The sequence below is a fragment of the Halomonas sp. LMYGS-3 genome (assembly GCF_059509875.1).
On the sequence record NZ_JCAKFQ010000033.1, the window covers coordinates 1 to 21,083 of the forward strand.

Consider the following 21,083-nt stretch of genomic DNA (forward strand, 5'->3'; position numbering starts at 1 on the left):
AGAAGCGGTTGGCGACCCAGCCGCGGATCTGTTCCGGCGTGGCGCGCCCCGCGGCCATGTCGACCTGGTAGGGGTGATGGACATGGTAGTAGGCGCCCTTGGCCAGCAGGGCCTCGCGGAAGGCCGCAGGGCTCATGGCCTCGCCCGGCGACCCCGACAGCGGTGACGCGATGCGTGTCATGCGGGGCTCCTCCTTTTATAGGGTCCTTGACGTTATCCAGCCGCAAGCGGAGATCGCTCCTCTGGGGGTGAGACGCCGGAGGCTCGCGTGCGTTCATACTTCCAGGCGCATGCCGTCGACGGCCACCTCGATCCCGGCCTCGGTCAGGCTGGCACGCTCTGCCGAGCGCTCGTCGAGGATCGGGTTGGTGTTGTTGACATGGATCAGCACCCGCCGAGTGGTCCTCGGCAGGGTGGCCAGTTCGGTCAGCAGGCCCTGCTCGCCGGACAGCGCCAAGTGGCCCATGTCGCGGCCGGTGGCCCGGCCGACACCGGCGCGGATCAACTCGTCGTCGTGCCACAGGGTACCGTCGACGAGCACACAATCGGCCTGTGCCAGGCAGCGGCGTACACGATCGTCGAGCTCGCCCAGGCCCGGGGCATAGAAGAGCCGGCTGCCCCGGGCGCGGTCCTCGATCAGCAGGCCGATATTGTCGCCCGGGGTCGGGGCGCCGCGGCGAGGTGAATAGGGCGGGGCGTTGCTGGTCAGGGCAACGGCGGTAAAGGCCAGCCCGGGGCAGGCCGGGACCTCGAAGCTGGCTTCCCGGTGAGCGGCATCGATCGGGATCGGGCGCCAGGTGAGCCCGCCCTGCCAGTGCTCGAGCATGGGAAACAGGGGAAAGCCGCTGCTCAGGTCCTGGTGCACATTGGGGGTGCACCAGACATCGAAGGGGCAGCCCTCGCGCAGCGACAGCAGGCCGGTGGCATGGTCGATCTGGCCGTCCACCAGCAGCACGCCACCGATGCCACTGTCCCGTGGCACCCGCCGGGGATGCAGCTCCGGGTTGGCGGCGAGCTGGGTGCGGATGTCGGGTGAGGCGTTGCACAGCAACCAGCGCTCACCGTCACTGCTGATGGCGATCGACGACTGGGTGCGTGGTGAGGCCTCGACAGTGCCCGTGCGAACCCCGCGACAGAGCCGGCAGTTGCAGTTCCACTGAGGAAAGCCGCCGCCGGCAGCGGCGCCGAGCACCAGTACGTGCATGTGGGGCTCCCGGTCCCTGAAAACGAAAGGCTGACGCTCCGTACGCGAAGCGTCAGCCCGAGAGGTACTGCATCACCCAGGGTGTCAACGGTTGGAAATGTACAGCGTTACTTCGAAGCCTAGACGTAGATCGGTATAGGCGGGTTTGGTCCACATGGGGTTACCTCCACGGTACGAGTGGATGTGGCTTGCACTCTCCCAGTTAAGCACGCCACACGGGATTCACCTTGCGACGAAAGTCGAATACCTCACCGTCGGTGACGTGGTTCGGGGGGCGCGGTGGCCTGGAGACACGCCAGGTTGTTGTCCTGGCAGGGATCTGTCGGGATTGTTGCTCTAGCGCAAAAGTCTTTTGACCATAGGCGAATGCCGAATTCCTCGCGGCCACGCTGTAGCCCCCGAAAGTTGTGCTAGACCTTCCAGTGTCACTGCCTGAAACCGGATAACAACCACAAACGAGATGTGCCGTACCCCGCGGCACACCCTTCAGTGCGACGGAGAGAACGCCATGCTTCGGGAGATCGGTTTTGCGATGACGGCCGCCGGGTTGATGGCCGCATCCTTGGCTCATGCCAACCAGAATCAACTCGAGCTGCAACAGAACCCTGAATACTGGGCCACGCAACTGGGCAACTATCAGGGCAACCGTTACAGCGCACTGGACCAGATCAATCGCGACAACGTGGGTGAGTTGCGATCGCTCTGGCAATTCTCCACCGGCGTCCTGCGCGGCCACGAGGGTGGTCCCCTCTATGTCGGCGATGGTCGCCTCTATATCCATACCCCCTTCCCCAACAAGGTATTCGCCCTCGACCTGGAGGACGAGGGCCGGGTGGTGTGGAGCTACGAACCCGACCAGGATTCCCGCGTCATCCCGGTGATGTGTTGCGACACCGTCAACCGCGGCTTGGCCTATGCCGATGGACGCCTGTTCCTCGGCCAGGCCGACAACACCCTGATTGCCCTGGATGCCGAGACCGGTGAGCTGCTGTGGGATGTCAGCAATGGCGACCACACCATCGGCGAGTCCAACACCATGTCGCCGCTGGTGGTGCATGACAAGGTCATCGTCGGCATCAGTGGCGGTGAGTTCGGCATCCGCGGCCACATGACCGCCTACAACGTCGAGACCGGCGAGATGGAGTGGCGAGGCTATTCGACCGGACCGGACGACGAGGTGCTGCTCGATCCGGAAACCACCACCATGCTGGGTGAGCCGATCGGCGAGGCCGACCTGGGCGTTTCTACCTGGCCCGAAGGCGAGTGGGAGCGTGGCGGTGGAGCGCCCTGGGGCTGGATCACCTACGACCCGGAACTCGACCTGATCTACTACGGTACCGGCAACCCGGGGAGCTGGAACCCGGAACAGCGCACCAAGGACGGCGAGCCGGCCGACAACAAGTGGGCGATCACCGTCTTCGCCCGCGACCCCAACAACGGTGAGGCCAAGTGGGTCTACCAGAAGGTGCCCTTCGACGAGTGGGACTACGACGGCGTCAACGAGAACCAGTTGATCGACGTCGAGGTCGACGGCGAGCAGCGCAAGGGCCTGGCGATCATCGATCGAACCGGTTTCGGCTTCTTGCTCGACCGCGAGAGCGGCGAGCTGCTGGTGGCCGAGAAGTTTGCTCCGGAGACCAACTGGGCGGACAGCTACGACATGGAAACCGGCCGGCCCAACGTCAACGAGGAGTTCAGCACCTACCGCCAGGGCGTCGGTGTCAACACCACCGATATCTGCCCCACCGCCATGGGGGCCAAGAACATGCAGCCGAGCGCCTACTCGCCGAAGACCGGGCTCATCTACGCTGGTATCAACCGGATCTGCATGAACTATGAGCCCAGCGAGGTCGAATACACGGCGGGTAACTGGTATGTCGGGGCGACCCTGACCATGATGCCGGCGCCGGCGAATGGGGGGATGGAAGGCCGCATGGGCAGCTTCATCGCCTGGGACCCGGTGGCCGGCGAGACCGTCTGGGAGATCGACGAGCGCTTTGCGGTGTGGAGCGGCGCCCTGGCCACCGCCGGTGACCTGGCCTTCTACGGCACCCTCGAGGGCCATGTGAAGGCGGTGGACATCGAGAGCGGCGAGCAGCTGTGGCGCTTCAAGACCCCCTCCGGGATCATTGGCAACGTCAACACCTTCATGCACGAAGGTAAGCAGTATGTGGCCGTGCTCTCCGGGGTTGGCGGCTGGGCCGGTGTCGGCCTGGCGGCGGGTCTCGTGGAGCCCGAGGAGGGCCTGGGGGCCGTGAGCGCCTTCGCCGCCCTCGGTGACTACACCAAGCTCGGCGGGGTGCTGACGGTCTTCGCGCTGCCGGATTGAGTGCCATCACGCCCTGCAGGCGGGTCACGGACTGCGGTCCGTGACCCGTTCCCTGCCATCCCTGTCCAGGGGCCGCCCGTCGGCGGCCCCGGTCGTACCGAGAAGGAAGCGCTGCATGACGGTTTTCAACGGAGTCTCGAGCCGGAGCCTCATCCTGACGGCCGTGTTTGGTCTGGGATTGCCCCTGGCCGGTTTCGTCTCACCGGCCGTGGCCGACGAGCACCGTGTCACCGGGGAAGCACCGGGAGCCTTCGTCGTCGAGGACGGCAAGGTCGACCCCAACACCTACCAGGGCTACATCGCCTTCACCCGGGCCTGCATGGCCTGCCATGGGCCGGACGGCCTGGGGTCCTCCTTCGCACCCAACCTGATCCGGGCCGCCGAGCGTCGCGGCTGGGCCGACTTCGCCGGCACTATCGCCGCCGGGCGCAGTGTGCAGCCGGGCCTGGTTATGCCCTCCTTCGCCGATGACCCCTATGTGCTGGCCAATATGGAGAATATCTACAGCTATATGCGTGCCCGCGGGGAAGGTGGCCTGGGGCGCGGACGTCCCAAGATCATCGAGTCGATGCAGGAAGAAGCCGAAGCGCTGCAGGAAGAGGTCGAGTCGCTGCAGGAGGAGGCGGAGTCCGACGAAGCCGTCCCTGATGAGAAGGCCGACGACTAAGCGTCGTCATGCCATCTTCTCTTCCCGGTAACGGAGGACGCATGAAACGAGGATTCGCCTGGCTGCTGCCGTTGCTGATCGCCCTGGCCCTGGGGAGCGGAAGCGGCATGGTGGCCGCCGATCTGCCCGAGCGCCTCGAAAGAGAGAAACTGCGCGTCTGTGCCGACGGCAACAACCTGCCGTTCACCAACCGCGAAGGAGAAGGGTTCGAGAACCGCATCGCCGAGCTGATGGCCGAGGAGCTGGGGGGCCCGCTCGTCTACGTCTGGGCGCCACAGGTGATGGGGTTCGTACGCAACACCCTGGACCTGCGCGTCTGCGATGTGATCGTCGGTGTGGCTGCCGGCTATGGGTTCGTGCAGAACACCAACGCCTATTACCGCTCGGTCTACGCCCTGGTGGTGCCCGAGGGTTCCGACCTCGAGGTGACCAGCCTCACCGATCCGGCGCTGCGGGAGCGGCGCATCGGCGTGGTCACGGAAACGCCGCCACTGGTGGCGCTGCGCCGTACCGGCGCCAGCGTCAAGAGTTACCCGCTGATGGTCGACACCCGAGTGCGGGCACCGGTACGCGACGCCATCGAGGACGTGGTGGCTGGCGATACCGAGGGGGCCGTGCTGTGGGGGCCGCTGGCCGGCTACTACGCGGCACGCCAGGATCCGCCACTCAAGGTCATCCCCCTGGTCGATGACACCTCCGGCGCGCGACTGGACTATCGCATCACCATGGGGATTCGCCGCGGCGAGCCCCACTGGAAGGATTGGATCAACGACTTCATCGACCGCCACCAGGAGGAGATCCACGCCATCCTCGTGGAATACGGGGTGCCCCTGCTCGACCGGCACGGGCAACTGCTGACCTCCGATCCGGCGGATGCAGGAGGTGAGCCATGAATCTTCTGCATTCGACTCTGCTGATGCTGGGGCTGGGGGCGGCCCTGGCGCTGGGCGGCGTGGAGCGGGTCGAAGCCCAGCGAGCGGCGGCGGGTCCCCCCGACTGGCCCTGTGTGCAGCGGCTGATCCCGGAGCTGGCCTGGGGCACCATCTGGACCGGCCCGTCGCTGGATGAACTGGAACGGGACTGGTGGGACGACGAGGAGGTCGGGCGCGTGGCGCGCTTCGCCACCGCGCGTGATACCCCCACGGACGAGGCCCTGGAACGCGTCCGGGACTTTGTCGCCTCGGTAGACAATGGCGAAGCCGAGGAGCGGTTGACACTGCTGTTCGCCGGACTCTTGGAACTCACCGACCGCCAGCGCCGTCGGGCCATCGACGGCATCCGGCGTGCCTCCCGCGCCCAGATGGCGCGCCTCGACGACATCTCCGAGATGGTCGATGAGCTGGAGGCGCGACGCGACGATGAGCAGGCGGACCAGGCCGAGATCGAGCGCCTCTCCCAGGAGTTGTTCTGGGAGCAGCGCACCTTCGAGCGACGCCAGCAGGCACTGCCGGCCATGTGCGAGCAGCCGGCCCTGCTGGAGGAAAAGCTCGGCAGGATGGTCCGGGTGATCATGGAGCGCCTGCCCTGATCGCCACCGTGAATGACAACACGAACGACGACAACAACCGCGGCAGCGCCGTCTGCCTGAGGAGCACGCATGAGGACCTCGCCACGTTCCCTCCGCTGGCTGGCGGTGGGAGGGCTCGCCGCCGGCCTCGGCTGGTCGGCGGCCCTGCCGGCCGACACGGTGGAGACCATCACCCTGGGCTATCTCGGGATGGAGCGACCGGACGACCGGGAGCCGCTCTCGGTGCTCGATCCGGTGCTCGACGACGAGGGTGTCCAGGGGGCTCGCCTGGGCATCAACGACAACAACGCCACGGCCCAGTTTCTCGACCAGGAGTTCGTGCTCCACGAGGCGGAAGTGCCCCAGGGCGGTGATGTCGGTGAAGCGCTGGAGCGCCTGCTCGACCAGGGCGCCGACTGGATCGTCAGCGGCCTGCCCGCCGAGGCGCTGCTCGAGGTGATGGCGCACCCCGACCTGGGCGACCGGGTGGTGTTCAATGCCGGGGCGCCGGACGATGTGCTGCGGGGCGAGTCCTGCCACCCCAACCTCTACCACACCACCCCGAGCCGGCGGATGCTGGCCGATGCCCTGGCCCAGTTCCTCGGCTACAAGCAGTGGGAGCGCTGGGCGTTGGTCTACGGCAACACCGACGAGGACCGGGTCCTGGCCGAGACCCTGCGCGCCGCGGCGGAGCGCTACGGTCACCGGGTGGTGGGCGACAAGATGTGGCCCCACGACCCCATGGCCCGCCGTGCCGAGGGCGGCTTCCATGCCATCCAGCGCGAGATCCCGGTGTTCGTCCAGGACCTTCCCGAGCACGATGTGCTGGTGATCGCCGACGAGACCGACTACTTCGGCGAGTACTTCCCCTACCAGACCTGGGCACCGCGCCCGGTGGTCGGCACCCAGGGGTTGATCGCCACCGCCTGGCACCGGGCCCACGAGTCCTGGGGGGCGGTGCAGTTGCAGCGGCGCTTCGAGAAGCTCGCCGACCGCTGGATGACGCCTCGAGACTTCGGCGCCTGGCTGGCGGTGCGTTCGCTGGGCGAGGCGGCGGCACGTACCGGCTCGGTGGCGCGCGACGAGGTGCTCGAGTACATGCTCGGCGACGAGTTCGAGCTCGCCGGCTACCTGGGCCTGCCGGTCAGCTATCGCACCTGGAACCACCAGCTTCGCCAGCCGATCCTGATCACCGGCCCGCGCATGGTGGCGTCCGTCTCGCCCCAGGAGGGTTACCTGCATCCACGCACGCCGCTCGATGCACTCGGCGCCGACGAGGGGGAATCGACATGCCGTTTCTGAGCCAAGGGAACATGACGCCCGCCATCAAGCGTGCCGCCCTCGGGCTGGCGCTGGGGGGGCTGCTGATGCTGCCCCTGGCCGCCCAGGCCGAGCGCATCTTCGTCTCCAACGAGAAGGACAACACCGTCTCGGTGATCGACGGCGACTCCCTGGAGGTGGTGGAGACCATCAGCGTCGGGCGCCGCCCTCGCGCGATGGCCTTCAGCAGCGACGGCAGTGAGCTGTTCGTGGCGGTGGGCGACGACGAGGCCATCGACATGATCGACCTGGAGACCCTCCGGGTGGTGCGCAGCCAGTCCTCCGGGGACGATCCCGAGGTGATCCGCGTCGACCCCAATCGGCCCTATATCTACGTCTCCAACGAGGACGACAACATCGTCTCGGTGCTCGACTACGAGGCGCGTACCCTGGTGACCGAGATCCCGGTGGGCGTCGAGCCCGAGGGGCTGGGGATCAGCCCCGATGGCCGCTGGCTGATCGCTACCACCGAGACCTCCAACATGGCCCACATCATCGATGCCGAGGCCATGGAGGCGGTGCACCATCGCCTGGTGGGGGCCCGGCCGCGGCACGCCGAGTTCACCCACGACGGTCGCGAGGCCTGGGTCTCGTCGGAGATCGCCGGCATGGTGTCGATCCTCGACATGGAGGAGACCTTCGACGTCAAGCACACCATTCGCTTCGACGTGCCGGGCGTGCCGCGGGAGACCGTCCAGGCGGTGGGGGTGGCACTCACGTCCGATGGCCGCTACGCCTTCGTTGCCCTGGGGCCCTCCAACCGGGTGGCGGTGATCGACCAGCAGACCTATGAGGTGCTCGACTACATCCTGGTCGGCCAGCGAGTCTGGCACCTGGCGCTCAATGCCGACGAGAGCCGGCTCTACACCACCAACGGCGTCAGCGGCGACGTCACCGTGATCGAGGTCGACGGCCTGCGGGCGATCAAGTCGATCCCGGTGGGGCGCTTCCCCTGGGGGGTGATCGTCGAGCCGTGAGTGATGCCCCCGTCACCGACGAGCGTGCTCTCCCGCGGCAGGAAGGGGCCCTGCCTGCCCTGGAGGTGTGCGACCTGAGCTTCGCCTATGGCGACACGCCGGTGCTGGAGTCGCTCTCCCTGGCCATTGCGGCCGGGGAGTTCGTCGTGCTGCTGGGCCCCAACGGGGCCGGCAAGACCACGCTCTTCTCGCTGATCACGCGCCTGCACGACCGCCGCCGGGGTGAGATCCGCATCGGTGGCTACGACGTGCGCCGCCAGGCGGTGCAGGCGCATGCCCGCATCGGGGTGGTGTTCCAGCAGCCGACCCTCGACCTCGACCTCAGCGTGGCCCAGAACCTCGCCTACCATGGCGCCCTGCACGGCATGGGGCGCCGCGAGGCGCGCACGCGGGCCGAGGCACAGCTCACCCGGGTGGGGCTCGCCGACCAGCGGCGCACCCGCATCCGGCGGCTCTCCGGCGGCCAGCGGCGGCGGGTGGAGATCGCCCGGGGGTTGCTCCACGAGCCGCGCCTGCTGCTGCTCGACGAACCCACCGTGGGACTCGATGTCGGCTCCCGCCGGGACCTGGTCGAGCATGCGCATCGGCTCTGTGCCGAGGAGGGGGTGGCGGTGCTGTGGGCCACGCACCTCATCGACGAAGTGCGTCCCGGCGATCGCGTGCTGGTGCTGCACCGCGGCCGGTTGCGCGCCGATGGCCGGGTCGAGGAGCTGGTCGCCCGCCTCGGCGTCGACACCCTGGGCGAGGCCTTCGACCTCCTGGTAGGGGAAGAGGAGGCGCCATGCCCCTGATGCCCTGGTTGCATTGCCTGCGCGGCGTGGTCGGGCGCGAGCTGCTGCGCTTTTTGCACCAGCGCAGCCGCTTCCTCGCCGCCCTGGTGCGCCCGTTGGTATGGCTGTTCGTGTTCGCCGCCGGCTTTCGTATGGCGCTGGGCGTGGCCATGACCGAGCCCTACCAGACCTACATCCTCTACGAGGTCTACATCGTGCCGGGGCTGGTCGGCATGATCCAGCTGTTCAACGGCATGCAGAGCTCGCTCTCCATGGTCTACGACCGCGAGATGGGCAGCATGCGGGTGCTGCTGGTCAGTCCCTTCCCGCGCTGGTACCTGCTGGTGTGCAAGCTGCTGGCGAGTACCCTGGTCTCGGTGGTGCAGGTCTACGTCTTCCTCGCCATCGCCTGGTGGTACGGTATCCAGGCGCCGCCGCTCGGCTATCTATGGATCCTGCCGGCGCTGCTGGTCACCGGCTTCATGGTCGGCTCCCTCGGCCTGTTGCTGTCGACCTTCGTGCGTCAGCTGGAGAACTTCGCCGGCATCATGAACTTCGTGATCTTCCCGATGTTCTTCCTCTCCTCGGCGCTCTATCCGCTGTGGCGCATCCGCGAGGGCAGCTACCTGGTCTATCAGATCGCCGCGCTCAACCCCTTCACCCACGCGGTGGAGATGATTCGCTTCGCGCTCTACGAGCGCTTCAACCTTGATGCCATCCTGATCAGCGTGACGGTGGCCCTGGTGCTGCTGGCGCTGGCGATCCTCGGCTACAACCCGTCGCGGGGCATGATGGCGCGCAAGGGAGGAGGCGGCGACTGAGGGCTCAGTGGTCGGCGGCATCGGGGCGCTTCTCCGGGGCGAGGGACTCGAGGAAGTGGATGATGCGTCGGCGCGCGCGTTCGTCGAGCCCCCAGAACACCATGCGGGTGCCGGGCAGGAAGGCGTCGGGGTCGGTCAGGAAGGCGTCGAGGGTCTCGGCGTTCCAGGTCAGCTCGGCCTCGCGCAGCACCGGGGAGTAGTCGAAGTCTTCGACGCTGCCGGCCGGGCGCCCGATCAGGCCATGCAGGCTGGGGCCGGCCAGGTGCTCGCCGGGGGCCAGGCTGTGGCAGCCGACGCACTGGGCGCGGAACAGGCGTTCGCCCTGGGCGCGCTCGGCATCGCCGGCGGCCGGGAGGACGGCGCCGGCCAGGATGGCGCCCAGCAGCAACCCGGCAGCGATGCGTCCCGGTGGGGGGGAGACACGGCAGGGCACGGGGGCCTCAGAAACAGCGCAGGTTGGCGTCGGCCTGGGCCTGGCGCAGCGCCTGCAGTTGGTCCTGCATGCCGCGTTCGGTGCGGAACAGCACGCCCAGTTCGCCACGCTGGTCCTGCATGCTCAATACCGTTTCGACCTGCTCGTACTCCTCGTAGGTCAGGTGCTCGGCGATCACGTCGATGCTGCAGGAGCACTTCTGCATGGTCAGGTAGCTGTTGCCGTTGGAGGCCATGCAACCCAGCACGTAGTCCACCCGTGCCTCGGTGGGGTAGTCGTTGGCCATCGCCGAGAAGGGCACTGCCGCGAGCAGGCACAGCAGGGCGAACCGGGGGAGAACGTTGGCCGGACTCGTCCGTCGTGTCGGCATTGTGGTGGTCTCCGGGCCGTAGGGAATCTCCAGCCTTCAAGTTATGGCACTTGGCGCGGTTTTGCCACCATCCGGCCACGGCACGGAGTCGCCGCCGACTGCCCGGCGCCCCCCTGGTGGCGCCTCCCAACGGGGGCCATCGAGCGGGTCACCGCTTGCCGGTGTCGCCTTCCCGTCCTTCCTCGTTCTTGATCTCGTAGTCCCCTTCGAGCACCCGTTGCTCGCGGTAGCCGCCACCATCGCCGTGGCTCTCCCGGTAGCGAGTCTCGCGGTAGTGGAAGCCGCCGCCGACGTCCTCGGCCTGTTCGGCCCGCATCTGCTCCATGCGTTTCTTCATGCGGTAGCGCAGCAGCGGCAGCAGGGCCCAGCCGAGCAGCAGGAAGAGCAGCCCCAGCACCATGGCGACGATCATCATGGCGCCGAACAGTAGCCAGGTGAGCAGCAGCTTCACGCCACCCAGGGGGCCGCCGGGACGGGACTGACTCGCTCGCTCGCGCCATTGGCGGGCGGCTCGCCAGGCGGCATTCTGGCGCGGATCGTGAGAATCGGGCATCGGGGTCTCCCTGTTGTCGAAGCCGGGGCTCCTTGAGTGGCTGCCCCTTGGAGGCCGGTCGGGCACAATCGTTCCGGAGAGCGCCGACGCCGACTACCGGCGGCGCTAAGGCCGCCCTATCTCGGCGACGATCTCGTAGCTGCGCAGCCGGTCCTCGGCGGCATAGACGTCGGTATTGAGCATCAGCTCGTCGGCACCGGTGCGCTCCAGGAAGCGTTCGAGCCCCTGGCGCACGCTATCGGGGCCGCCGATGATGGCCTCGCCGAGGAACTGCTGCAGTTGGATCTCCTCCATGGGGGTGCAGTCAAGACGTTCCACCGGGGGCTTGGCGGAGGTGCGCTTGCCGCGGATCATCCCCAGGAACTTCTGGCGGGTGGTGGAGGCGAGGTAGTCGGCGAGCTGGTCGTTCTCGGCGGCGATCACCGGCAGGCCGACCATGGCGTGGGGCTTGTCGAGGACCGTCGAGGGGCGAAAATGGTCACGATAGAGGCGCAGTGCCTCGTGCAGGTAGCCCGGGGCGAACTGGGCGGCGAAGGCGAAGGGCAGGCCGAGCCGGGCGGCCAGCTGGGCGCTGTAGCCGCTGGAGCCGAGCAGCCAGAGCGGCACCTTGGTGCCCTGGCCGGGCACCGCGCGGACCCGCTGCTCCGGGCGCTCGTCGGCGAGGAAGCCCTGCAGCTCGGCGAGGCGTTCGGGGAAGTCATCGACGCCGGCATGGGGATCGCGACGCAGGGCGGCCATGGTGGCGGCGTCGGAGCCCGGGGCGCGTCCCAGGCCCAGGTCGATGCGCCCCGGGTAGAGGGTCTCCAGGGTGCCGAACTGCTCGGCGATCACCAGCGGAGGGTGGTTGGGCAGCATGATGCCGCCGCTGCCCACGCGGATGCGCTCGGTGGCACCGGCCACATGGCCGATCAGCACCGCCGTGGCGGCGCTGGCGATGCCCTCGATGCCGTGATGCTCGGCCAGCCAGTAGCGAGTGTAGCCGAGCCGCTCGGTGTGCCGGGCCAGGGCAACGCTCTCGCGGAAGCTGTCGGCGGCGTTGCCACCCTCGCGGATCGGTGCCAGGTCGAGGACGGAGAGCGGGGTGGTGGCGAGGCGGGACATGGTGGCTCCGATGATCATTAGTCTGCTTAATGTTGCCAGCATCGGGGCAACCAGCCGGGAATGCAATCCCTGCCCGCCAGGAGTCGAGGTCGTGGGACGGGCTCCTGCCCGAGCGGGGTCGCGCGTTGCCGCCTGCCCCCTTACACTCAGGATATCCTGATATTGGACACCGGGTAGGCCTATGCTGGGGTTTCTGCAGGGTTTCGCCTACGGGCTCTTCGTCACCTGCCTGCCGTGGTGCCTGGTGGGGCTGGCGAACCCGCGGCTGGCGGTGCCGACCGAACACCCCAGCCGCTTGCAAGTCTTCTTCCGCTACGCCCTGCTGGTCCCCTTCCTCAGCGTCCTGCTGTGGCTGACCTCATTGTGGGGCGGCTTCGGGCCGAGCCTTGAGGGCTGGCTGGCGGGGCTGGCGGCGATCGCCCTGGAGATCCCCCTCGAGCGACGCTGGCGACGCTGGCGTGCCCGCCGGCATCGACAGCGGCTCGAGGCGCGACTAGAGGCCGAGGCCCTGCGGCGCCGGGCCGAGCGGGAGCGCGAAGCCCGCGAGACCGGGGTGGCCGTGCTCGACCCGGCCCGACCGCCCGTCGATGCCGATGAGGTGGTGCTGGCCCTGTGCCGCGCCAAGCAGGGGCTGCTCGATGTCAGGCGTCCCGACCTGGCCATCCAGGCCGACCGTCTCTATAGCCGCTACCGTCATGTGCTGGATGTGCTGGCCGCCCGTTTCGAACGCGGCGAGCTGGCCTTCGAGCGGGCCCAGGCACTGGTCACCGAGGTGTGCCTGGGGGCGGTGGACAACCTCACCTCCATGGCGTCCCAGGCCAAGGGCGTGATGGGGGTGGACGGCGACTTCGTGCGCCGACGCCTGGAGCGTGAAGGGCGGCGCTTGTCCACCGAGGAGCGCACGGCCCTGGAGCGGCGCCTGGAGCTGCTCGAGGGGACCGAGCGCCGCCTGGGGCGGTTCGCCGCGCGCAACGAGTCCGCCCTGACCCTGCTCGACGATACCGCAGTGGCCCTGGCGCGCATCGAGACCGGACGTCCCCAGGCGTCGGTCGCCGCCGACCGGGCCCTGGAAGAGCTGCGCCGCTTCATCGGCAGGGCCGAGCGTTACGGGCGCAGCGAGCCGCGTTAGCTGCCGTTTCTGTCGGAAAGGGGGGCGGGCTCTGCTAGCTTGTAAGGCAAGGGCTTCCGTACGCAGGTGCTTATGAGCCAGTCATCCGAACGCGATCCACGTCTCTCCCTGCCTCCGGTGGAGGAGGTCGCCAGCGAACTGGCGAACTCGCCTCCGGGACAGGCCGGTGAGGAGGCCGTCGAGGACGACCCCGAACTCGCCGCCATGGCCGACGCCTTCGTGGAGGAGGTGCTGGACAGCGGCGACGACGCCTCCGGTCTGGCGCAACAACGGCGGGCGGTGGACGAACTGGGGATGGAGCTGCAGCAGCAGGCCGCTCACCGCAGCGCCATGCTGAAGACGCCGCTGCGCAAGCTGGCGCACCAGGGCGACGATGGCGGCCCGGTGGCGCGTGCGCTGGTCGACCTGCGCGGCAGGATGCAGGCGCTGGACCCTCGTGGGCAGCGCCTCTCGTCGGGGCGGTTCGATCGGGTACTGGCCGTGATACCGGGGGCCGGCAGTCGTCTGCAGCGCTACTTCCGCAAGTTCGAGAACGCCCAGCAGGCGCTGGATGCGATCATCGCCGACCTGGAGACGGGGCGCGACATGCTGCACCGCGACAACCTGACCCTGGGCGACGACCAGGAGGCGCTGCACGAGCTTCTGGGGCGCCTGCAGCGCCAGGTCGAGCTCGGGCGCCTGATCGATCGGCGCCTGCAGGACGCCGTCGCCGGCTTCGACGACACGAGCCAGCGGCGTGCCTTCCTCGAACAGGAATTGCTCTTTCCCTTGCGCCAGCGCATCGTCGACCTGCAGCAGCAGCAGGCGGTGTGCCAGCAGGGCGTGCTGGCCCTCGAGGTGATCATCCGCAACAACCGTGAGCTGATTCGCGGGGTGGACCGGGCCATCCATGTGACCGTCTCGGCACTCACCGTGGCGGTGGCCGTCGCCCTGGCCCTGGCCAACCAGCGGCTGGTACTGGATCGCGTCGAGTCGCTCAACGCCACCACCTCGGAGATGATCGCCGGGACCGCCCGGACGCTACGCCAGCAAGGGGTGGAGATCCAGACCCGGGCGGCTTCGGCGCAGCTCGACATGCAGGCCCTGGAGCAGGCCTTCGGCGATGTCATGGCTGCCCTCGACGACCTCGCCCGCTACCGGCAGGAGGCCCTGCCGCGGCTGGATGACCAGATCGACCGTCTGGCGGTGCTGGCCGACGAGGGCAATGCGGCGATCGAGCGCCTGCACCGGGGCGGCGAATCCCGGACGGAGAAGAGAGGCGACGATGCGGCCGCGGCGCAGCAGAAGGGGAGCTGAGCCGGGCGCGGGCATCCCGACGCGGGCGACTTGAAGGCGTCTACTTGAAGTGGGAGGAGGCGTCCCTGAAGGCCTTGCGGAGGCGCTCCCACGACTCCTCCAGCCCCTGGTGCAGGGTACCCCAGGCCGCTTCGCTGGTCTGCTGGAGCTCTTCGAGCAGTTCGCGGGTTTCGTCGCGATGCCGCTTCAGTCGCTCGATATCGTCATGGTACTTGTCTCTCGCCTCGTCGCCGGCCTCCCTGGCCCTGGCGACCAGGATGTCGATCTCGGCATTCCAGGCGTCGAGGTTGGCCTTCACCCTCTCGATGAAGTCGTCGCGCTTGTTCATGATGCTGCCTCGTGGGTGGTACTGCCTCTTCCCATAACGATCCTTTTACCCTTTCCGGGTTCCCTCCGTGGCACCGTGCCGGTCACGACGAGGCGGCGGCAGTGGTCAGCCGGTGGCGCAGGTCGTAAGCTCAAGGGGCAATGGTGAAATCGGATTTCCGCCATGACTCTCATTCGCACCGCTCGCGGTGCTCGGCGCCGCGGGGCCACCCGTCGCCGACCGCCGCGTCGCTTCGACAAGCACGCCATCGACCGTTGGCTGGACCGACTGGTCGATATCGCCGTGCTCACCGCCCTGGCGGTCGGTGTCGTGGCGCTGGTGCTCACCCTCCTGTTATAAGGCGCCTGCGCCGAGGAACGGAGGCGCGCGTTGGCAGCGCACGCCTCATGACTGCCAGATGATCCGGTCTCGTCCCTGGTGCTTGGCGCGGTAGAGCTGGCTGTCGGCCTGCTCCAGCAACTGCTCGCAACTCATGCCGTCGTCACCGGGAAGGGTACAGGCGATGCCGAAGCTGGCGGTGACCCGCTCGGCGTGATCCGAGGCGGCGTGGGGGATCTCCAGCGCCAGGATCGCCTCCCTGATACGCATCGCCACCCGGCGTGCGCCCTCCAGGTCGGTGTCGGGCAGGATACAGACGAACTCCTCCCCACCGTAACGGGCCACCAGGTCAGTGGCTCGCGTCATTACGCTGGACAGGACGCCCGAGACGGCGCGCAGGGTATCATCGCCGGCGACATGCCCGTAGTGGTCGTTGAAATCCTTGAAGTTGTCGATGTCGAGGAAGATCACCGACAGCGGTTGCCGGGATCGACGTGCCCGCTGCCAGGCATCCGACAGGAAGCTGTCGAACCGTCGCCGGTTGGCGATGCCGGTGAGGCCGTCCAGGGTGGAGATCTGATGCAGGGCGTCACGCTGGTCGAGACCGCGCTGGAAGGCATTCAGCAGGTCGTCCAGGCTCTCCACCAGGTGGCCCAGTTCATCCCCGGCGTGCCGCTCGAGCCTGGGCTTGGGCCATCGCCCGGGGCGGCGTGGATCGGCATCGACGATGGCGGCATGCACGCGCAGCAAGGGCCGCGTGATGAAGGCATGGAAGACCGCCACGACCAGGGCGGCGATCGCCAGGGCCTTGAACATGCCGAGCGTGAAGATCAGCAGGCTGCGGTCGGCGAAGTCCCGGCCGAGGCTGTCCAGGGCCAGGCTCAGCTCGACCTCGCCCACCGAGCCGGACGGCTCGCCGATCCCCAGGTCGTAGGTCAGGGGGACCCGATAGTGCAGGATGTCGCCGAACAGGGTGTCGGCCAGCCACCCGGCGCCGGTCTCCCGCTGGAGTTCGCGGGTGGCCATGATGCGGTCGAAGTCGTCGCGGATGGTCACGCTGGCGACGTGGCCGGCGGCGAACAGGCCATCGGCGACCTGTGCCGCCAGGTCCGGATTGAGCTGGAAGGCCGCCTCGGCGGCGGTGCCGTTGACCAGCGCCAGCAGGTGGCGCGTCTGGCTCTCCACCTCCTGGCGCATCGAGCGGGCATCCGAGGCCAGCTCGATGCCCCCGGCCAGGACGCTCAGCAGCATGGCGATGCCCAGGGTCAGCACGGCCTGCTTGGCGGTCAGGCTGTGTCGACGGAAGGGCCGAGGGCCGAGGGGGGCGGCAGGGGCGGTCATGGCGAGGGTCCCCACTCCATCAGGGCATCGCGGCGCAAGCCCTCGAGGTGGCCATCGGCCAGCTGCCCCTCCAGGGCGGCCTGCAGACGCTTGACGAGCGTGTCGGCAACCGAGGGGGGGCAGGCGAGATACAGCTCGGCCCGCAGCAATCGCGTCGCCGTGCCGTCGATCTCTCCCCTGCGATCGAGGAAATTGAACGGCGGATACTCCTCGGTATTGAAGATCAGGGTGTCGCCGAGGATGTCACGCAGTGCGCCACGCTGGCGGAGGGTATCCAGGGCCGACTGCATCCGCTCCACCAACCGCGGATCGGTATCGCGGTGAAGTGCGTAGTAGAGGTCCGATTCGCTGAGCGTCAGCACCGAGAGGAAGTCGGTGATCTCCAGGCCGTTCTCCTCCATCAGCCAGAACGCCACGTCCTCGCCGTAGGCCCACAGGTCGACCCGTCCACGGTCGAGCATCATCATGGCGCTGACGTTGGAGATAGCCGGCCGCAGCTGCTCCGCCGGCACACCGGCCTCCAGCAGGCGCTGGGCGCCGATGTCCTCGCGGATTACCGCGATGCGGTAGTCGCTGGCGATGAGCTCGTCGATGTCGCGGAGCCGGATGCCGCTGTCGCGGCGGGCGATCAGCGAGACGCGATCGGTGGCGATGGGGCCGACCCACTGGAACAGCGCTTCGCGCTGGGCGGTGCGCGTGGTGGAGAAGAGCACCGTGCCGGGCTCGGCGAGCGCCGTGTCGTAGCCGCGCGCCCAGGGATAGTAATGAATGGCGTCTCGGGTCAGCGGCGTATCGGTCTGCTCGAAGATGCGCTCGAGGATCTCGACGGACATCCCTTCCAGGCGATCATTGCGCTTGAAGTTGTAGGGCGGATACTCCTCGGTGATGAAGGTGAGGCCTTCCAGGCTCGCTGGTGCCGGAACGGGCAGCAGTACACAGATCGCAAGGAGTAGCCATCTTTTCATGTGCCCGTCAGTTCCCCTGTCGTGTTCGATCGTCGCGGCCCCGGGGGGCGGATCGAATGTTACCGGTGGGTAACCTGCCGTTTCCAACCTAGCCGATGCCGTGGGCGATGTCATCAGCGGGTTGCCAACGCATGGGCGGTGGCAACCCGCCCCGACGGCGACCGTGGACTATGCTTCGAGGATAGCCGCCGGCCTGCCCGCCGGTGGTCCCATCGAGGAGGCGCCACCCACGGGTGACGAATCGTGACATGAACCAGAAGAATATCTTCGTGGTGGGGCTCAACGACTTCAATCGACAGCGACTCGAGACGCTGCACGGGGCGCGGGGATGCCGCTTCCATGGGGTGATCGCCCCGGAGGCGGTCTACGACACCGAGGAGTTCGACATCGCCGCCATGCTGGCGGAGGCCACGGCGCAACTCGAGGCCTTCGACGAGCCCATCGATGCCATCGTCGGCTACATGGACTTTCCCGTCTCGACCATGCTGCCGATCCTCTGCGAGCACTTCGGCACCCGCTCCACCTCCCTGGAAAGTCTGCTCAAGTGCGAGCACAAGTACTGGAGCCGACGGGTCCAGCGCGAGGTGATTCCCGACTTCATCCCCGCCTTCACCGCCTTCGATCCCTTCGACGATGACGCCCTCACGCGCATCGGCGAGGCGGGGCTGTATATCCCCTTCTTCGTCAAACCGATCAAGTCATCGGGCTCTCGGCTGGGCTTCCTCATCGATAGCCCCGAGACCTTCTACCTGGCCATCGAGCAGCTGCGCGAGCAGATCGGCCTGATCGCCGACCCCTTCAACACGGTACTCGAGCATGCCCGCCTACCGCCGGAGGTCGCCGCCGTGGACGGCCACTTCTGCATGGCCGAGGAGATCATCGGCGGCTGGCAGTGCACGGTGGAGGGCTACGTCTTCGAGGGAGAGGTGGTCAGCTACGGTATCGTCGATTCGCTGCGCTACCCCCAGGTGCTGAGCTTCTTCCACTACCGCTACCCCTCGGGGCTGCCCGGCTATGTGCAGGAGAAGATGACCGAGCTGACGCGCACGGTCATGACGCATATCGGCTACGACAACGCTGCCTTCAATATCGAATACTACTGGGACGAGGTGCAGGAGCGGATCTGGCTGCTCGAGATCAACACCCGGATCTCCCAGTCGCACTGCGACCTGTTCGAGAAGGTCGACGGCGTCAGCAATCAGCAGGTCACCATCGACCTGGGGCTGGGGCGGCGCCCCGACATGCCCCATCGCGAGGGCGAGTTTCCCATGGCGGCCAAGTTCTTCTACCGGGTGTTCTTCAGCGATGCGGTGGTGACCCGGGTCCCCACCGACGCGGAGCTCGCGGAACTCCGGGCCGACTTCCCCGGTTGCCAGATCGCTGTACAGGTGGAGGAGGGGCAGCGGCTCTCCTCCTTGCCCGAGCAGGACGCCTACAGTTTTGCGCTGGCGCATGCCTATCTGGGCGCGTCATCGGCCGAGCAGTTACTCGCCGACTACGAGCAGCTGGCGGCGCGCCTGGTGTTCGAGTTCGACGATATCCAGGGTTGAGGACATCCAGGGCCGAGCAAGGGCCACAAGGGACAAGGAGAGCAGGACCATGCGCATCGTCAACGACTTTCCCCGCCGGGTGCAGGAGGAGGAGACCTGGATACCCCTGGCGGATGGCACCCGCCTCGCGGCACGCATCTGGCGACCGGTGGATGCCGAGCGCCACCCGGTACCGGCCATCCTCGAGTACCTGCCCTATCGCAAGCGCGACCTCACCGCCGAGCGCGATGTCCAGAGTCATCCCTACTGGGCGGGCCACGGCTATGCCGGGGTGCGGGTCGACATCCGCGGTACCGGCGAGTCCGATGGCGTGCTCACCGACGAGTACCTGCCCCAGGAGCTGGACGATGGCCTGGAAATCCTCTCCTGGCTCGAGGCCCAGCCCTGGTGCACCGGCGAGGTGGGCATGATCGGCATCTCCTGGGGCGGCTTCAACGGCCTGCAGATCGCCGCCCTGCAGCCCCCCCAGCTCAAGGCGGTGATCACCCTGTGCTTCACCGACGACCGCTACGCCGACGACATCCACCACATGGGCGGCTGTCTGCTGGCCGACAACCTCTCCTGGGCCTCGACCATGTTCGATGGCAACGCCTGCCCGCCGGATCCCGAACTGGTGGGCAAGCGCTGGCGCGAGATGTGGCTCGAGCGCCTGGACGGCAGTGGCCTCTGGCTGACCAAGTGGCTCGAGCACCAGCGTCGCGACGACTACTGGAAGCACGGCTCGGTGTGCGAGGACTACTCGCGCATCCAGTGCCCGGTCTATGCCGTCAGTGGCTGGGCCGACGGCTACTGCAACGCGGTGTTCCGCCTGCTGGCCGGCCTCGAGGTGCCGCGCAAGGGGCTGGTCGGCCCCTGGGCCCACAAGTACCCGCACCTGGGCGTGCCGGGGCCGGCCATCGGCTTCCTGCAGGACTCTCTGCGTTGGTGGGGGCAGTGGCTCAAGGGCGAGGATACCGGGATCATGGAGGAGCCGATGCTGCGCGTCTGGATGCAGGAGTCGGTGCCGCCCTCGGCACGCTACGACGTGCGCCCCGGTCGCTGGGTGGCCGAGCCGGTTTGGCCATCACCGAACATCGTGCCGACGTCCTTCCGTCTGACCGCGGGACACGACCTGCTGCCGGAGGACGACGGCGAGGATGACGAGGCCAGCCTGGATATCCGCTCGCCGCTCTCGGTGGGGCTCTACGCCGGCAAGTGGTGCTCCTACAATGCGCCGCCCGACCTGCCCCATGACCAGCGCGACGAGGATGGCGGCTCGCTGATCTTCCAGACGCCGCGCCTCGAGGCGCCGCTGGAGATCTGCGGCCAGCCTCTGGTCGAGCTGGAACTGGAGGCGGACCAGCCGGTGGCCATGGTGGCGTTGCGCCTTTCCGACATCGCCGAGGACGACAAGGCCACCCGGGTCTCCTACGGGCTGCTCAACCTCACCCATCGCGACAGCGACGAGGATCCCGAACCGCTGGAGCCGGGACGCCGCTATCGGGTGCGGGTGCTGCTGAAGCACATCGCCCAGCAGTTTGCCGCCGGGCATGCCGTTCGCCTGGCGCTCTCCACCAGCTACTGGCCGCTGGCCTGGCCGACCCCGGAGCCGGCCAGGATCACGATCCGGCCGAGCCGTTGCCGCCTGATCCTGCCGGTGCGGGCGCCGCGGCCCGCCGAGGAGGCGGCGCTGCCGGAGTTCGCTGAGCCGGAGGGCGCGCCCCCCCTGGCCAAGACCCTGCTGCAGCCGACCCAGGAGACCTGGCAGGTGATCCGCGATCTGGCCAACGACCGCACCACCCTGGAGGTGGTCAACGACGAAGGGCGTTACCGTCTCGACGACATCGACCTGGAGATCGCCGCCCGGGTCACCGAGCGCTACAGCTACGCCTATGGCAACTACGACAGCGTCAGCGGCTGGACGGAGTGGCGACGCAGCTTCCAGCGCGGTGACTGGGAGGTACACACCCTGACCCGCACGCTGATGACCAGCGATGCCGGCAGCTTCCGTATCCGCGCGACCCTGGACGCCTGGGAAGGCGACACTCGCATCTATGCCCGAACCTGGGACGAGACCGTGCCCCGCGACCTGGTCTGACATTCACCTCGACACTGCCGGAGGAGG

22 protein-coding genes and 1 pseudogene are annotated in these 21,083 nt (G+C 67.9%); 13 read left to right on the plus strand and 10 right to left on the minus strand.

Going from position 1 to position 21,083, the window contains the following annotated elements:
* From AC5W54_RS20030 to pqqA, 3 genes and pseudogenes are all read right to left on the minus strand, one after another.
* Positions 1–181 (minus strand): annotated as a pseudogene (locus AC5W54_RS20030) (pyrroloquinoline-quinone synthase PqqC); the annotation flags it as partial.
* A gap of 93 nt (positions 182–274) precedes the next feature.
* Complete coding sequence (pqqB, locus tag AC5W54_RS20035) at positions 275–1,204, minus strand: pyrroloquinoline quinone biosynthesis protein PqqB (RefSeq protein WP_495963865.1); 930 nt, start codon at positions 1,202–1,204, stop codon at positions 275–277.
* An 84-nt stretch (positions 1,205–1,288) separates the two neighbouring features.
* Positions 1,289–1,360 (minus strand): pyrroloquinoline quinone precursor peptide PqqA, encoded by a 72-nt coding sequence (gene pqqA / locus AC5W54_RS20040; RefSeq protein ID WP_081786101.1) that lies wholly within the window; start codon positions 1,358–1,360, stop codon positions 1,289–1,291.
* A 352-nt stretch (positions 1,361–1,712) separates the two neighbouring features.
* On the opposite strand from pqqA, the gene AC5W54_RS20045 reads away from it, so the two are divergent.
* The 8 genes from AC5W54_RS20045 to AC5W54_RS20080 all read left to right on the plus strand — a co-directional run bounded on the left by AC5W54_RS20045 (position 1,713) and on the right by AC5W54_RS20080 (position 9,595).
* Entirely contained in the window at positions 1,713–3,533 is a 1,821-nt protein-coding gene (locus AC5W54_RS20045) for a methanol/ethanol family PQQ-dependent dehydrogenase (protein WP_495963866.1), read from the plus strand.
* A 115-nt stretch (positions 3,534–3,648) separates the two neighbouring features.
* A complete protein-coding gene (locus tag AC5W54_RS20050; RefSeq protein ID WP_495963867.1) occupies positions 3,649–4,200 on the plus strand; it encodes a c-type cytochrome in 552 nt (183 codons plus the stop codon).
* A gap of 41 nt (positions 4,201–4,241) precedes the next feature.
* Positions 4,242–5,093 (plus strand): quinoprotein dehydrogenase-associated putative ABC transporter substrate-binding protein, encoded by an 852-nt coding sequence (locus AC5W54_RS20055; protein ID WP_495963868.1) that lies wholly within the window; start codon positions 4,242–4,244, stop codon positions 5,091–5,093.
* Positions 5,090–5,728, plus strand: a complete 639-nt coding sequence (locus tag AC5W54_RS20060; protein ID WP_495963869.1) for a hypothetical protein — start codon at positions 5,090–5,092, stop codon at positions 5,726–5,728. Before AC5W54_RS20055 ends, AC5W54_RS20060 begins: the two co-directional genes overlap by 4 nt.
* A 69-nt stretch (positions 5,729–5,797) precedes the next feature.
* Positions 5,798–7,009: an ABC transporter substrate-binding protein gene (locus AC5W54_RS20065; protein WP_495963870.1), complete on the plus strand. Its 1,212-nt coding sequence runs from the start codon at positions 5,798–5,800 to the stop codon at positions 7,007–7,009.
* Positions 6,997–8,004: a PQQ-dependent catabolism-associated beta-propeller protein gene (locus AC5W54_RS20070; protein WP_495963871.1), complete on the plus strand. Its 1,008-nt coding sequence runs from the start codon at positions 6,997–6,999 to the stop codon at positions 8,002–8,004. The genes AC5W54_RS20065 and AC5W54_RS20070 overlap by 13 nt, the downstream gene beginning before the upstream one ends.
* Entirely contained in the window at positions 8,001–8,795 is a 795-nt protein-coding gene (locus AC5W54_RS20075) for an ABC transporter ATP-binding protein (protein ID WP_495963872.1), read from the plus strand. The genes AC5W54_RS20070 and AC5W54_RS20075 overlap by 4 nt, the downstream gene beginning before the upstream one ends.
* Positions 8,786–9,595, plus strand: coding sequence for an ABC transporter permease (locus AC5W54_RS20080; protein ID WP_495963873.1), 810 nt, complete (start codon positions 8,786–8,788; stop codon positions 9,593–9,595). Before AC5W54_RS20075 ends, AC5W54_RS20080 begins: the two co-directional genes overlap by 10 nt.
* A gap of 4 nt (positions 9,596–9,599) precedes the next feature.
* Here the strand turns inward: AC5W54_RS20080 and AC5W54_RS20085 are convergent, their stop codons facing one another.
* From AC5W54_RS20085 to AC5W54_RS20100, 4 genes are all read right to left on the minus strand, one after another.
* Complete coding sequence (locus AC5W54_RS20085; RefSeq protein WP_495963874.1) at positions 9,600–10,028, minus strand: c-type cytochrome; 429 nt, start codon at positions 10,026–10,028, stop codon at positions 9,600–9,602.
* A 7-nt stretch (positions 10,029–10,035) separates the two neighbouring features.
* On the minus strand, positions 10,036–10,398 hold the full coding sequence (locus AC5W54_RS20090) for a hypothetical protein (protein WP_495963875.1): 363 nt from the start codon (positions 10,396–10,398) through the stop codon (positions 10,036–10,038).
* 148 nt (positions 10,399–10,546) lie between these two features.
* Positions 10,547–10,951: a hypothetical protein gene (locus AC5W54_RS20095; protein ID WP_495963876.1), complete on the minus strand. Its 405-nt coding sequence runs from the start codon at positions 10,949–10,951 to the stop codon at positions 10,547–10,549.
* Between the two features lie 105 nt (positions 10,952–11,056).
* Positions 11,057–12,052, minus strand: coding sequence for an LLM class flavin-dependent oxidoreductase (locus AC5W54_RS20100; RefSeq protein WP_495963877.1), 996 nt, complete (start codon positions 12,050–12,052; stop codon positions 11,057–11,059).
* Between the two features lie 181 nt (positions 12,053–12,233).
* Here AC5W54_RS20100 and AC5W54_RS20105 point away from each other — a divergent pair, with 181 nt between their 5' ends.
* Together AC5W54_RS20105 and AC5W54_RS20110 are read left to right on the plus strand one after the other, a co-directional pair.
* Positions 12,234–13,181, plus strand: coding sequence for a cobyrinic acid a,c-diamide synthase (locus AC5W54_RS20105; RefSeq protein ID WP_495963878.1), 948 nt, complete (start codon positions 12,234–12,236; stop codon positions 13,179–13,181).
* A gap of 72 nt (positions 13,182–13,253) precedes the next feature.
* On the plus strand, positions 13,254–14,477 hold the full coding sequence (locus AC5W54_RS20110) for a toxic anion resistance protein (protein WP_495963879.1): 1,224 nt from the start codon (positions 13,254–13,256) through the stop codon (positions 14,475–14,477).
* Between the two features lie 40 nt (positions 14,478–14,517).
* Here the strand turns inward: AC5W54_RS20110 and AC5W54_RS20115 are convergent, their stop codons facing one another.
* The gene (locus tag AC5W54_RS20115; RefSeq protein ID WP_495963880.1) at positions 14,518–14,805 is read right to left on the minus strand and encodes a sll1863 family stress response protein; all 288 of its coding nucleotides are present in this window, start codon (positions 14,803–14,805) and stop codon (positions 14,518–14,520) included.
* A 162-nt stretch (positions 14,806–14,967) separates the two neighbouring features.
* On the opposite strand from AC5W54_RS20115, the gene AC5W54_RS20120 reads away from it, so the two are divergent.
* On the plus strand, positions 14,968–15,144 hold the full coding sequence (locus tag AC5W54_RS20120; protein ID WP_495963881.1) for a hypothetical protein: 177 nt from the start codon (positions 14,968–14,970) through the stop codon (positions 15,142–15,144).
* Positions 15,145–15,189: 45 nt separating this feature from the next.
* On the opposite strand, the gene AC5W54_RS20125 is transcribed toward AC5W54_RS20120, so the two are convergent.
* Both AC5W54_RS20125 and AC5W54_RS20130 read right to left on the minus strand, forming a co-directional pair.
* Positions 15,190–16,464 (minus strand): GGDEF domain-containing protein, encoded by a 1,275-nt coding sequence (locus AC5W54_RS20125; RefSeq protein ID WP_495963882.1) that lies wholly within the window; start codon positions 16,462–16,464, stop codon positions 15,190–15,192.
* Positions 16,461–17,429, minus strand: a complete 969-nt coding sequence (locus AC5W54_RS20130) for a substrate-binding periplasmic protein (RefSeq protein WP_495963883.1) — start codon at positions 17,427–17,429, stop codon at positions 16,461–16,463. The genes AC5W54_RS20125 and AC5W54_RS20130 overlap by 4 nt, the downstream gene beginning before the upstream one ends.
* Positions 17,430–17,677: 248 nt before the next feature.
* Here AC5W54_RS20130 and AC5W54_RS20135 point away from each other — a divergent pair, with 248 nt between their 5' ends.
* Together AC5W54_RS20135 and AC5W54_RS20140 are read left to right on the plus strand one after the other, a co-directional pair.
* Positions 17,678–18,979, plus strand: coding sequence for an ATP-grasp domain-containing protein (locus tag AC5W54_RS20135; RefSeq protein ID WP_495963884.1), 1,302 nt, complete (start codon positions 17,678–17,680; stop codon positions 18,977–18,979).
* 49 nt (positions 18,980–19,028) lie between these two features.
* Entirely contained in the window at positions 19,029–21,056 is a 2,028-nt protein-coding gene (locus AC5W54_RS20140) for a CocE/NonD family hydrolase (RefSeq protein WP_495963885.1), read from the plus strand.
* The last annotated feature ends 27 nt before the right edge of the window (positions 21,057–21,083 follow it).

Bases quoted from the DNA above. Each gene is read 5' to 3' on its own strand.
- pqqB (WP_495963865.1), bottom strand. From the start codon at position 1,204: ATGCACGTACTGGTGCTCGGCGCCGCTGCCGGCGGCGGCTTTCCTCAG.
- AC5W54_RS20045 (WP_495963866.1), top strand. From the start codon at position 1,713: ATGCTTCGGGAGATCGGTTTTGCGATGACGGCCGCCGGGTTGATGGCC.
- AC5W54_RS20050 (WP_495963867.1), top strand. From the start codon at position 3,649: ATGACGGTTTTCAACGGAGTCTCGAGCCGGAGCCTCATCCTGACGGCC.
- AC5W54_RS20055 (WP_495963868.1), top strand. From the start codon at position 4,242: ATGAAACGAGGATTCGCCTGGCTGCTGCCGTTGCTGATCGCCCTGGCC.
- AC5W54_RS20060 (WP_495963869.1), top strand. From the start codon at position 5,090: ATGAATCTTCTGCATTCGACTCTGCTGATGCTGGGGCTGGGGGCGGCC.
- AC5W54_RS20065 (WP_495963870.1), top strand. From the start codon at position 5,798: ATGAGGACCTCGCCACGTTCCCTCCGCTGGCTGGCGGTGGGAGGGCTC.
- AC5W54_RS20070 (WP_495963871.1), top strand. From the start codon at position 6,997: ATGCCGTTTCTGAGCCAAGGGAACATGACGCCCGCCATCAAGCGTGCC.
- AC5W54_RS20080 (WP_495963873.1), top strand. From the start codon at position 8,786: ATGCCCCTGATGCCCTGGTTGCATTGCCTGCGCGGCGTGGTCGGGCGC.
- AC5W54_RS20090 (WP_495963875.1), bottom strand. From the start codon at position 10,398: ATGCCGACACGACGGACGAGTCCGGCCAACGTTCTCCCCCGGTTCGCC.
- AC5W54_RS20095 (WP_495963876.1), bottom strand. From the start codon at position 10,951: ATGCCCGATTCTCACGATCCGCGCCAGAATGCCGCCTGGCGAGCCGCC.
- AC5W54_RS20100 (WP_495963877.1), bottom strand. From the start codon at position 12,052: ATGTCCCGCCTCGCCACCACCCCGCTCTCCGTCCTCGACCTGGCACCG.
- AC5W54_RS20105 (WP_495963878.1), top strand. From the start codon at position 12,234: ATGCTGGGGTTTCTGCAGGGTTTCGCCTACGGGCTCTTCGTCACCTGC.
- AC5W54_RS20110 (WP_495963879.1), top strand. From the start codon at position 13,254: ATGAGCCAGTCATCCGAACGCGATCCACGTCTCTCCCTGCCTCCGGTG.
- AC5W54_RS20115 (WP_495963880.1), bottom strand. From the start codon at position 14,805: ATGAACAAGCGCGACGACTTCATCGAGAGGGTGAAGGCCAACCTCGAC.
- AC5W54_RS20120 (WP_495963881.1), top strand. From the start codon at position 14,968: ATGACTCTCATTCGCACCGCTCGCGGTGCTCGGCGCCGCGGGGCCACC.
- AC5W54_RS20125 (WP_495963882.1), bottom strand. From the start codon at position 16,464: ATGACCGCCCCTGCCGCCCCCCTCGGCCCTCGGCCCTTCCGTCGACAC.
- AC5W54_RS20130 (WP_495963883.1), bottom strand. From the start codon at position 17,429: ATGAAAAGATGGCTACTCCTTGCGATCTGTGTACTGCTGCCCGTTCCG.
- AC5W54_RS20135 (WP_495963884.1), top strand. From the start codon at position 17,678: ATGAACCAGAAGAATATCTTCGTGGTGGGGCTCAACGACTTCAATCGA.
- AC5W54_RS20140 (WP_495963885.1), top strand. From the start codon at position 19,029: ATGCGCATCGTCAACGACTTTCCCCGCCGGGTGCAGGAGGAGGAGACC.